Annotated in this window: 10 protein-coding genes; 4 read left to right on the top strand and 6 right to left on the bottom strand. The window is 69.4% G+C overall.

Annotated elements, in window-relative coordinates; genetic code table 11:
• Positions 1–15: 15 nt before the first annotated feature.
• The 3 genes from tpiA to BIU90_RS13530 all read left to right on the top strand — a co-directional run bounded on the left by tpiA (position 16) and on the right by BIU90_RS13530 (position 1,493).
• Positions 16–795, top strand: coding sequence for a triose-phosphate isomerase (gene tpiA / locus BIU90_RS13520; protein ID WP_071300713.1), 780 nt, complete (start codon positions 16–18; stop codon positions 793–795).
• Positions 796–878: 83 nt separating this feature from the next.
• Positions 879–1,130 carry a preprotein translocase subunit SecG gene (secG, locus tag BIU90_RS13525; protein WP_071300714.1) on the top strand — a complete coding sequence of 84 codons (252 nt, stop codon included), beginning with the start codon at positions 879–881 and terminating at the stop codon, positions 1,128–1,130.
• Positions 1,131–1,133: 3 nt separating this feature from the next.
• Positions 1,134–1,493, top strand: coding sequence for an RNA polymerase-binding protein RbpA (locus BIU90_RS13530; RefSeq protein WP_071300715.1), 360 nt, complete (start codon positions 1,134–1,136; stop codon positions 1,491–1,493).
• A gap of 298 nt (positions 1,494–1,791) precedes the next feature.
• Here the strand turns inward: BIU90_RS13530 and pgl are convergent, their stop codons facing one another.
• The 6 genes from pgl to tkt all read right to left on the bottom strand — a co-directional run bounded on the left by pgl (position 1,792) and on the right by tkt (position 10,092).
• Positions 1,792–2,562 (bottom strand): 6-phosphogluconolactonase, encoded by a 771-nt coding sequence (gene pgl / locus BIU90_RS13535; protein WP_071300716.1) that lies wholly within the window; start codon positions 2,560–2,562, stop codon positions 1,792–1,794.
• Between the two features lie 59 nt (positions 2,563–2,621).
• Entirely contained in the window at positions 2,622–3,566 is a 945-nt protein-coding gene (locus BIU90_RS13540) for a glucose-6-phosphate dehydrogenase assembly protein OpcA (protein WP_071300717.1), read from the bottom strand.
• Positions 3,563–5,101, bottom strand: coding sequence for a glucose-6-phosphate dehydrogenase (gene zwf / locus BIU90_RS13545; protein WP_071300718.1), 1,539 nt, complete (start codon positions 5,099–5,101; stop codon positions 3,563–3,565). Before zwf ends, BIU90_RS13540 begins: the two co-directional genes overlap by 4 nt.
• Positions 5,102–5,124: 23 nt before the next feature.
• On the bottom strand, positions 5,125–6,744 hold the full coding sequence (locus tag BIU90_RS13550) for a glucose-6-phosphate isomerase (protein ID WP_071300719.1): 1,620 nt from the start codon (positions 6,742–6,744) through the stop codon (positions 5,125–5,127).
• A complete protein-coding gene (tal, locus tag BIU90_RS13555; protein ID WP_071300720.1) occupies positions 6,744–7,859 on the bottom strand; it encodes a transaldolase in 1,116 nt (371 codons plus the stop codon). The genes BIU90_RS13550 and tal overlap by 1 nt, the downstream gene beginning before the upstream one ends.
• 136 nt (positions 7,860–7,995) lie before the next feature.
• On the bottom strand, positions 7,996–10,092 hold the full coding sequence (tkt, locus tag BIU90_RS13560; protein WP_071300721.1) for a transketolase: 2,097 nt from the start codon (positions 10,090–10,092) through the stop codon (positions 7,996–7,998).
• A gap of 401 nt (positions 10,093–10,493) precedes the next feature.
• Here tkt and BIU90_RS13565 point away from each other — a divergent pair, with 401 nt between their 5' ends.
• Positions 10,494–11,417 (top strand): heme o synthase, encoded by a 924-nt coding sequence (locus tag BIU90_RS13565; RefSeq protein WP_071300722.1) that lies wholly within the window; start codon positions 10,494–10,496, stop codon positions 11,415–11,417.
• Positions 11,418–11,641 lie beyond the last annotated feature (224 nt).

Here is an 11,641-nt window from a genome sequence, read left to right on the forward strand (position 1 = left end):
TGCGAAGGACGCAGCATGAATCGCACACCGCTCATCGCTGGCAACTGGAAGATGAATCTCGATCATCTGCAGGCCATCGCCACGGTCCAGAAGCTCGCGTGGACGCTGAAGGACGCGCGCCACGACTTCGACGACGTCGAGGTCGCGGTGTTCCCGCCCTTCACCGACCTGCGCAGCGTGCAGACGCTCATCTCGGCGGACAAGCTGCCGATCCGCTTCGGCGCGCAGGACCTGTCGCAGCACGACTCCGGTGCCTACACCGGGGACGTGTCCGGCGCCTTCCTGGCCGCGCTCGACGCCACGTACGTCATCGTCGGGCACTCCGAGCGTCGCACGATGCACGGGGAGACCGACGAGGTCGTCGCCGCGAAGACCGCTGCCGCCGTCAAGCACGGTGTCATCCCGGTCGTCTGCGTCGGCGAGACCGGTGAACAGCGCGAAGAGCGCGGCGCCGGCGTCGTGGCGGTCGAGCAGTTGCAGGTCGTCCTCGACGCCGTGCAGCCGTCCGAGATCGTCGTCGCGTACGAGCCCGTCTGGGCCATCGGGTCCGGTCAGGCTGCCTCGGCCGAGCAGGCCCAGGACGAGTGTGCCGCGATCCGTCGTGGCATCGCTGCTGCCTGGGGCGAGGACCTCGCCGCGGCCACCCGCGTGCTGTACGGCGGTTCGGTCAAGTCGGGCAACATCGCGGGCTTCCTCCGCGAGCCCGACGTCGACGGCGCACTGGTCGGTGGGGCGTCGCTCGACGTCCAGGAGTTCGCGGCGATCGCGCGCTTCCGCCAGCACGTCGGACTCTGACCGACGCACCACCCCGTCCGTGTACCGGCCGAGCCCCGCTCGGCCGGTACACTGGTACGGCTGACTGACACGAAAGGTACGTCGTGGCGATACTCTCCGTCGTGCTGCAGGTCCTCCTCGCCATCACGAGTCTCCTGCTCACGCTCCTCATCCTCCTGCACAAGGGCCGCGGTGGCGGTCTCTCCGACATGTTCGGGGGTGGTGTGACGAGCAACCTCGGAGCATCCGGCGTCGCCGAGCGCAACCTGAACCGCATCACGGTGATCCTGGGTCTGCTGTGGATCATCAGCATCATCGTGCTCGGTCTCATCAACAAGTTCACAGCGGGGAGCTGAGCCATGGCATCAGGAGGCAGTGCAATCCGGGGGTCGCGCGTCGGCGCAGGCCCGATGGGGGAGCAGGACCGCGGGGTCCAGGCAGAGCGCGTGGCGATCTCGTACTGGGACGCCCTCGGCAACGAGGTGGTCCGGTACTTCGCCGCCAACCTCCCCGACGACGAGATCCCGGAGACGGTCGACTCGCCGTCCACCGGACTCCCGGCCGGCCGTGACAAGGAGAACCCTCCCGTCGTCACGAAGACCGAGCCGTACAAGACCCACCTCGCGTACGTGAAGGAACGCCGCACCGAGGAAGAAGCAGCACAGCTCCTCGAGGACGCCCTGCAGCAGCTCCGGCAGCGCCGCGGTACCTCGAAGTAGTTCCGCACACGACGAAGGCCCCCGCACTCCGGTGCGGGGGCCTTCGTCATTCCAGGGCGCGCCGGCGTGTCCCGCGGATCGCGCATGCCCACGTGCTGGCTCGTCGGCGCGTCCCTCGCCAGGTTCCACGACTCGCCGCGCGTCGAGCGTCGAGGTTCCACATCGAGTCGCTGCGGGACCGCGAGATGCCGGAATTCTGGAACCTGGAAGAGGGCGACGGTCGACCCGACGCGACCGCCGGAACGACGGGAGGCGCGGTGCCAGCTGGCACCGCGCCTCCTTTCGGGAGCAGAACGCGTCAGTACGTCGACGCGATGAGGTTCTCCGGCACGTCACGGGCAGCGTCCTGGTCGACGAAGAACACCGTGCGCTTCCGGCCCTGCACGCCACCGACGGGGACCTCGTCGACCGAGGCCCCTGCCAGCGCCAGCCCGAGGACCGACGCCTTCTCGGCACCGGACAGGATGACCCACACCCGCTGCGACGCGTTGATCGCCGGGTAGGTGAGGGTCAGGCGCTGCGGCGGCGGCTTGGGGGAGTCGTCCACCCGCACCACCGTGCGGTCGGTGATCGCCAGCTGCGGGAACTCCGGGAAGAGCGACGCGGTGTGCCCGTCCGGACCGACGCCGAGCAGCGTGATGTCGAACTTCGGCGCGACGGCCGAGTCCGGCGCCGCGGCCTGCAGTTCGCGCTCGTACTGCGTGGCTGCCTCGTCGATGTCCACGCCCGAGTCGGACGCTGCCATCGGGTGGATGTTCTCCGCCGGGATGCCCACGTGGTCGAAGAAGTCGGCCTGCGTGCCGGTGACGTTGCGGTCCGCATCGCCCTCGGGCGCCCAGCGCTCGTCGACCCACCACACGTGCACCTTCGACCAGTCGACGCTCTCACGAGCCTGGGACTGGCCGATCGCCGCGAGCACGAGCGTCGACACGGATCCGCCGCTGATGGCGATGTCCGCGCGCTCCTGCTCGTCCAGCACGTCGATGATCTTCGTGATGAAGCGTGCGGCGACGGACGCGCCGAGGGCCTGCTTGTCCGGGTGCACCAGCACCCGCCGTTCGTTGGTCACGTGACTCCCGTGTTCGTGATGCCGTGCCGCGCGTGGTGCGGTGCAGCGTGTGGTGCCGGTCAGTTCGCGACGCTGTCGCGGAGCTGCGCCACCCCGTGCTCGACGACGTCCCCGAAGAGGACGTCCGGGTCGAGTCTACGGAGTTCCTCAGCGAGACAGTCGCGAAGGTTCCGGCGTGGCAGCGACAGGTCGTGCACCGGCTGCCCGGGCATCGACAGGGTCGCCACGTCGACGAGTGAGCGCTCGAGTTCGATCGTGCCGGACTCGCGGACGAGCGAGACCCCGTGGATGCCGCTCGACCCCGTCGCGCGCGGCGAGGTGACCACGGAGACCGGGACCTGGAGCCGCAGCTGGAGCCACGCGGCGAGCAGGATCGTCGACGGGCTGTCGCTCGCGCCGGAGACCTCGACGCTGGTGACCGGCTCGTACGGCGGCTGGTCGAGCGCGGCGGCGAGCTGGTTGCGCCACAGCGTCAGTCGGGTCCACGCGAAGTCGGTGTCGCCGGGCACGTAGGACGCACCGAGGGCGGTGATCGCCGCGTTGACGTCCTTCTGTGCGGCGGCGTCGGTGATCCGGCGCTGGGCGATGCGCCCGAGGGCGGACTCCGCGGGCTTGGACGGCGCGATGCCGGGCCACCAGGCGACGACGGGCGCGTCCGGCAGCAGCAGGCCCGTGACCAGGCTCTCCTCGTCGGTGGCCGTCTCGCCGTAGGCACGGAGCACGATGACCTCGCTCGCGCCGGCGTCGCTCCCGACACGGATCTGCGCGTCGAGGCGACCGGGCGAGTGGATGTCGCCGTCGTTCTTCGACACGATGATGACGCGCATCGGGTGCTCGCGGGATGCCTCGTTCGCCGCCGCGATCGCCTCTTCCTCGTGGCCGAGAGCCGTCGAGATGATCAGCGTGAGGACACGGCCGAGTGCGACCGCGCCCCCTTCCTCGCGGATGTGGACGAGGGTCTTCTGGATCTTCGAGACCGTGGTGTTGGGCAGGTCGATCTTCATGGACGCCTCCAGGTCCGGCCGTCGCGGGCCAGCAGGTCGTCGGCCGAGGCCGGACCCCACGTGCCGGGACGGTACTGCTCGGGTTGGCCCTGTGTGGCCCAGAACTCCTCGATCGGGTCGAGGATCTTCCACGACAGCTCGACCTCCTGGTGCCGCGGGAAGAGCGGCGGGTCACCGAGGAGCACGTCGAGGATGAGTCGCTCGTAGGCCTCGGGGGACGCCTCGGTGAAGGCGTGTCCGTAGCCGAAGTCCATCGTCACGTCGCGCACCTGGGTGCCGACGCCGGGGACCTTCGAGCCGAAGCGGAGCGTGACGCCCTCGTCGGGCTGCACGCGGATGACGAGCGCGTTCTGGCCGAGGGGGGACTGCGGGATGCCGAAGACGTCCTCGGGGACGCGCTTGAACACGATCGCGATCTCGGTCACACGGCGGCCCAGGCGCTTGCCGGCGCGCAGGTAGAACGGGACGCCCTGCCAGCGACGGGTCGCGATGTTGAGCTTGATCGCCGCGAACGTCTCGGTGCCGGACTCCGGGTTCATCCCGGCTTCCTCGAGGAAGCCGAGCACCTTCTCGCCGCCCTGCCACCCGCCGGCGTACTGCCCGCGGGCGGTGGCCGTCGACAGGTCGTCCGGCAGCTCGACGGCGGAGAGCACCTTCTCCTTCTCGGCGCGGAGGTGTCCGGCCTTGAACGAGACGGGCTCCTCCATCGCGGTGAGCGCCAGCAGCTGCAGCAGGTGGTTCTGGATGACGTCGCGCGCCGCACCGATGCCGTCGTAGTACGCGGCACGTCCGGCGACGCCGATGTCCTCGGCCATCGTGATCTGCACGTGGTCGACGTAGTTCGAGTTCCAGATGGGTTCGTACATCTGGTTCGCGAACCGCAGCGTCAGGAGGTTCTGGACGGTCTCCTTGCCGAGGTAGTGGTCGATGCGGAACACGTCGTCGGGCGCGAAGACGCTCTCGACGATCGCGTTCAGCTCGCGCGCGGTGCGGAGGTCGGACCCGAACGGCTTCTCCACGACGACGCGGCTCCACGAGCCCTCGGCCTTCTCGGTCAGGCCGGACAGCTTGAGCTGCTCGGTGACGACGGGGAACATCTTCGGCGGGATGGAGAGGTAGAACGCGTGGTTGCCGAGAGTGCCCCGTTCGGCGTCGAGCGCGTCGACGGTCTCCTTGAGCTGGCGGAACGCGGCAGGGTCGTCGAACGAGCCCTGCACGAAGCGGATGCCCTGTTCGAGCTGGCGCCAGACGTCCTCGTCGAACGGGGTCCGCGAGTGCTCCTTGACCGCGTCGTGGACGAGCTGGGAGAAGTCTTGGTCCTCCCAGTCACGTCGAGCGAACCCGACCAGTGCGAACCCGGGAGGCAGGAGCCCCCGGTTCGCCAGGTCGTAGACCGCGGGCATCAGCTTCTTGCGGGACAGGTCGCCAGTCACGCCGAAGATGATGAGGGTGCTGGGACCCGCGATCCGGTTCAGTCGACGGTCCGTGGGCAACCGGAGCGGGTTGTGCTCCGGGGTGATCGCCACCGGTGACATGTGTCGGTGAACTCCTTCTGGTGTCAGGAAGTGGGGGTGGGGCCCTCGACCGCGGCGGTGACGACGTCTGCCAGAGCGGGGAGGTCCCCGGACGACAACGTCAGCACCGGGCGGCCGTGCTGCGCGAGGACGCTGGCGTCCCCGGCTGCCTGGGCCCGGATGAGCTGGCCGAACGTGAAGGGCCGGCCGGGGATCGGCAGGTCACCCGCGTCGTCGGCGAGGATCTGCAGGAACACCCCCGTCGCGGGTCCGCCCTTGTGGTACTGGCCGGTCGAGTGCATGAAGCGCGGTCCGTACCCGAAGGTGACGGGCCGGCCGGTGCGCTCGGCGAGGACGTCGCGGAGCACCTCGAGTTCGCGGTTGACACCGCGGTCGACGTAGGCCTGGATCGCGACGTAGCCGTCGGGGCCGACGCCGGACAGGAGGCCCGACACGGCCTGGGCGATGCTGCTGCCGGCCTGGAGACCGGTCGCTGTGACCGCGATGCCGGACTCGCGGAACGCCGGCTCGGCCGCCGCGCGCTGCGCGTGGTCACCGTCGAGCAGGGCCCGTGCGGCGACCTTGGCGGCCTCGACGTCGGGCTGGTCGAACGGGTCGATGCCGAGCAGTCGCCCGGCAACGGCCACGGCGTACTCCCACACGAGGAACTGCCCGCCGAGCGTGCCGGTGATCTCGACCTCGCCCTCGGCGACGTGGCGTTCCTCGTCGCGCGATCCGACCAGTCGGATGACCTGCAGGTCGTGCGGCCGGGTCGAGAGCTCGGGTGCGTCGACGTCGAGGACGACGGGGAGCAGGCCCTTGCCGGACTTGCCCGTCGACTCCGCGATGAGCTGCTCGGCCCAGTCGGCGAACCCGATGATGTGGGTGCCGTCCGGGACGATGCCGATCTTGTCCCGCAGCGGGTCGGTGCCGGCGAGGACCGCGCCGAGCACGAGCCCGGGGTTCTCGTCGAGGTCGACGGCCAGCGGCATCGAGATCGCGTCGGCCTCGTCGAGGAGTTCCTCGATGTCGGCCCCGGCGAGCCCGGCGGGGACGAGCCCGAACGCCGTCAGTGCGGAGTACCGCCCGCCCACGGTGGGGTCGGCGGTGAAGACCCGGTAGCCGGCCTCGGTCGCGATGGTCTCGAGCGTGGAGCCCGGGTCGGTCACGACGACGATGCGCCGAGCGGGGTCGATGCCGGCGTCCGTGAACGCCTGCTCGTAGACCCGTCGCTGCGAGTCGGTCTCGAGCGTCGAGCCGGACTTCGACGACACCACGAGCACGGTGCGCTCGAGGCGGTCGGTCAGCGCGGCGGTGACCTGGGCCGGGTCGGTCGAGTCGAGCACCGTCAGGGGGACCCCCGCGGTGCGGGCGATGACCTCCGGAGCCAACGACGAGCCGCCCATGCCGGCGAGGACGACGTGGTCGATCCCCTCCGCACGCAGCTGCTCGCGCAGTTCGACGATGCGGGGGACGAGGGGCCGCGAGACCGCGACCGCCTCGACCCATCCGAGGCGGTTCGCCGCTTCGGTCTCCGCCGACGGACCCCAGAGGTCGGGGTCCTGGGCGGTGATGCCCGACGCCACCAGGTCGGTGACGAGGCGCGGGACCACCTGTTCGATGGCCCGCGCCGCGTCACCGCTGGCGGCGATGGAGACGGTCACTACTTCTTGGCGTTCTCGAGCGCCGTCTTGACGGTGTCGACGAGCTCACCCCAGGAGACGTTGAACTTGTCGACGCCTTCCTTCTCGAGGAGGGCAACGACGTCGTCGTAGTCGATGCCGACGGCGGCCAGCTGGTCCATGACCTGGTTCGCGGCGTCGTACTGCCCGGCGATCGCGTCACCGTGGATCTCGCCGTGGTCGAACGTGGCCTCGAGGGTCTTGCCCGGCATGGTGTTGACGGTGTTCGGCGCGGCGAGCTCGGTCACGTAGAGCGTGTCGGAGAGCGACGGGTCCTTGACACCGGTCGACGCCCAGAGCGGACGCTGCGTGTTCGCACCGGCCTCGAGCAGGCCCAGGGCACGCTCGGAGGCGAAGGCCTGGGTCCAGACCTGGTAGGCGAGCTGCGCGTTGGCGATGCCGGCCTTCGACTTGAGGGCCTTGGCCTCGTCCGTGCCGACGGCGTCGAGACGCTTGTCGATCTCGGAGTCGACGCGCGACACGAAGAACGACGCGACGGAGTGGATCTTCGACAGGTCGTGGCCGGCGGCCTTGGCCTTCTCGAGCCCACCGAGGTAGGCGTCGATGACGGCGCGGTAGCGCTCGAGCGAGAAGATCAGGGTGACGTTGACGGAGATGCCGGCACCGATGACCTCGGTGATCGCCTCGAGGCCCTCGAGCGTCGCGGGGATCTTGATGAGGACGTTCTCGCGGCCGACCTTCTCGAACAGGAACTTGGCCTGCTCGATCGTCTTCGCGGTCTCGTGCGCCAGACCCGGCTCGACCTCGATCGACACGCGGCCGTCGAAGCCCTTGGTGTCGTCGTAGATCGTCTTGAAGACGTCGGACGCGTTGGCGACGTCCTGGGTCGTGATCTCGAAGATCGCGTCGGTCACGTCGGTGTCCGCTGCGGCGAGCTCCTTGACCTGGGCGTCGTAGCGCTCGCCCTTGGCCAGTGCCGACGCGAAGATCGTCGGGTTCGTGGTCACGCCGACCACGTTGCGGTTCTTGATGAGGTCCTCGAGACGACCGGTCTCGAGCAGCTCGCGCGAGAGGTCGTCGAGCCAGATGCTCACGCCGACGGCGGAGAGCTCGGCGGTGGGGGTGGTGTCAGCCATGTGGTTCTCTTCTTTCTTCGACTCGGTGAGTCGGGGTCGTGGGGCGAGCACCTGAGGACGGGAGGCCGACGGCGGAGCCGGGTGGGGCCTCCCGTGCGGAGGGCCGGGTCCGTGTGACGGACCCGGCCCTCACGACTCAGGATGCTGCTGCGATGGTTTCCTTGGCGGCTGCGACGACGTGCTCGGTCGTCATGCCGAACTCCTTGTACAGCGTCTGGTAGTCGGCCGAGGCACCGAAGTGCTCGATCGAGACGCTGCGACCGGCGTCGCCGACGATGTCGCGCCAGCTCATGCCGATGCCGGCCTCGACCGAGACTCGGGCCTTGAGCGCGGACGGCAGGACCGACTCGCGGTAGGCCTCGTCCTGCTCGAAGAACCACTCGAGCGACGGCGCCGAGACGACGCGGGCGTTGATGCCCTCGCTCTTGAGCTGCTCACGCGCGTCGACCGCGATCTGGACCTCGGAGCCGGAGCCGATGAGGATGACGTCCGGGGTGCCGTTCGGCGCCTCGGCGAGCACGTACGCGCCCTTCGCGACGTTCTTGGCGGACGCGAAGGTCTCGCCGGAGGCGTCGCCCTCGGCACGCTCGAACACCGGGAGGTTCTGACGGCTGAGCGCCAGACCGGCCGGGCGGTCGGTGTGCGACAGGACCGTCAGCCACGCGTACGCGACCTCGTTGGCGTCGGCCGGTCGGACGACGTCGAGACCCGGGATCGCGCGGAGGGCGGTGAGCTGCTCGATCGGCTGGTGCGTCGGGCCGTCCTCGCCCAGGGCGACGGAGTCGTGCGTCCAGACGTAGACCGCCGGCGCCTTCATGAGCGCGGCGAGACGGACTGCCGGACGCATGTAGTCGCTGAAGATCAGGAAGGTGCCGCCGAAGGGGCGGGTGTTCCCGTGCAGGACGATGCCGTTGAGGATCGCGCCCATGGCGTGCTCGCGGATGCCGAAGTGCAGCACGCGGCCGAACGGGTCGGTGCTCCAGGTCGACGTCGATGCCTCGGCGGGACCGAAGGACTTGGCACCCTCGATCGTGGTGAGGTTCGACTCGGCGAGGTCGGCCGAACCGCCCCAGAACTCGGGCATGTGCGGCGCGATGGCGTTGATGACCTTGCCCGACGCGGCGCGGGTCGAGACGTCCTTCTCGGTGGAGAACACCGGGAGTGCTGCCTCGAGGCCCTCGGGGAGCTCCTTGGCCTGCATGCGGTCGAACAGCGCCTTCTTGTCGGCGTTGGCCGCGGCCCACGCGTCGAAGGTCTTCTGCCACTCGGCGTGCTGCGCCTGGCCCTTGGCGACGGCGCCGCGGGTGTACTCGAGCACCTCGGGGGCGACCTCGAAGGTCTTGTCGGCGTCGAAGCCGAGGACCTCCTTGAGGCCCTTGACCTCGGCCTCGCCCAGGGCGGAGCCGTGGATCTTGCCGGAGTTCTGCTTGGTCGGCGACGGCCATCCGATGATCGTCTTGAGGACGATGAGCGACGGCTTGTCGTGGACCTGCTTGGCCGTCTCGATCGCTGCGTAGAGCTCCTCGACGTCCTCGTGGTACTCGCCGGTCTTCTTCCAGTCGACGATCTGGACGTGCCAGCCGAGGGCCTCGTAGCGCTCGGGGACGCTCTCCGAGAACGCGATGTCGGTGTTGTCCTCGATCGAGATCTGGTTCGAGTCGTAGAACGCGATGAGGTTGCCGAGCTGCTGGCGACCGGCGAGCGAACCCGCCTCGTTCGTGATGCCCTCCTGCATGTCACCGTCGCCGGCGATCACGTAGGTGTGGTGGTCGAACGCCGACTGACCCGCGGGGGTCTCCGGGTCGAACAGGCCGCGCTCGAAGCGCTGGGCGTAGGCGAAGCCGACCGAGGACGCGAGGCCCTGGCCGAGCGGGCCGGTCGTGATCTCCACACCGTCGGTGTGGCCGTACTCGGGGTGACCCGGCGTCTTGGAGCCCCACTTGCGCAGGTGCTTGAGGTCGTCGATCTCGAGGCCGTAGCCGCCGAGGTAGAACTGCACGTACTGCAGGATCGAGGCGTGGCCCGCCGACAGGATGAAGCGGTCACGGCCGATCCACGTGGAGTCGCTCGGGTCGCGGTGCATCACCTTCTGGAAGAGCAGGTGTGCGAGCGGGGCGAGGCTCATCGCGGTGCCGGGGTGACCGTTGCCGGCGGCCTCGACCGAATCGGCGGCGAGCACGCGGGCCGTGTCGACGGCCTTCTTGTCGATGGCGTCCCAGGTGAATTCAGCCACTTGGATGTTGACCCTTCTTGATGCGACATGTGCGAGGGCTCGTGCCATCGCACGGACATGGTTGCCGCCCGGGGCCCTGATCGAGTCGCCGTGCAACGGCGGCCGACCGGCTCATGTCGCGGCCGGCGTCTTCGGGGCACACAGCGGGAGGCCCCACCAGCATAGTGAACCGGCACACAGAAGGTCCCCAGGTGACGCCGGATGTTCACGTGATCCGGCCTCAGACCGTCTCGGTCCGGGCGTGTCGGGCGGAGCGGGGCAGCATCGCGGCGCTTCGATCACGTAAACTGTCCAGGACCCGTGAGCATTCCGGGTCAGCGCATGCCCGGACGCCGACGGCGACGTCCACCGAGTGTGCGAGCTGAAGCGAACAGACTGAGGTCCCCTTGCCGACTGCCACCGTGACCAGGCCCGACACCGGTCGTCCGTCGACCCTGTCCCGCAAGGTCCGAGCGTACGTCTCGCTGACGAAGCCGCGGGTCATGGAGCTGCTGCTCGTGACCACCGCTCCGACGATGTTCCTCGCCCAGCGCGGCGTCCCGGACCTGTGGCTCGTCTTCTGGACCCTGCTCGGCGGCGCGATGTCCGCCGGTTCGGCCTCGGCGTTCAACTGCTACATCGACCGCGACATCGACCGGCTGATGAAGCGCACGAGCAACCGCCCGCTCGTCACCGGAGAGCTCACGGACCGCCAGGCGCTGGTGTTCTCGTGGATCCTGGCCGTCGGGTCGACCGCGGTCCTCGGTCTGCTGGTGAACTGGCTCGCCGCCGCGCTCAGCGTCGCCGCGATCCTGATCTACGTCTTCGTCTACACGCTCTGGCTCAAGCGCCGCACCCCGCAGAACATCGTCTGGGGCGGGTCGGCCGGCTGCATGCCCGTGCTCATCGGCTGGGCAGCGGTCACCGGGTCGCTGACCTGGGCGCCGGTCATCCTGTTCATGGTGATCTTCCTGTGGACGCCGCCGCACTACTGGCCGCTGTCGATGAAGTACCGCGATGACTACGACGCCGCCGCCGTCCCGATGCTCGCGGTCGTCCGTGGTCGCACGGTCGTGGGGCTGCAGGTCGTCCTGTACGCCTGGGCCACGCTGGTCTGCTCGCTGCTGCTGATCCCCGTCGCGCACATGGGCCCGCTCTACACGGTGGTCGCCCTGGCCGGCGGCATCTGGTTCGTCGTCGAGTCGCACCGCCTGTACACGCGGGCGATCCAACACGTCGAGCACGTCCAGCCGATGCGGGTCTTCCACAGCTCGATCACGTACCTGACGCTGCTGTTCATCGCGGTGGGCATCGACCCGCTGCTGCCGCAGGTCTTCACCTTCTAGCGCGGCGGCGGTCGGTCGGGCGTGCGTTCGCGCTGCCGACGCGGAACGACATGGTCGTTGTCGTACGACAGCGACCATGTCGTTCCGCACGTCCAGCGCCGTTCGACTGCCCGTCGTGCGACATGACCGACGTCGTACGACATCGGTTGTGTCGCGGGAGCCGGCGGTGGCGCCCTGAGGCCAGCCACACGCGGCCCGTGATGCCGCCACCAGACGGACGGGAG

The sequence above is a fragment of the Curtobacterium sp. MCBA15_001 genome (genome assembly GCF_001864835.1).
Classification (GTDB): domain Bacteria; phylum Actinomycetota; class Actinomycetes; order Actinomycetales; family Microbacteriaceae; genus Curtobacterium.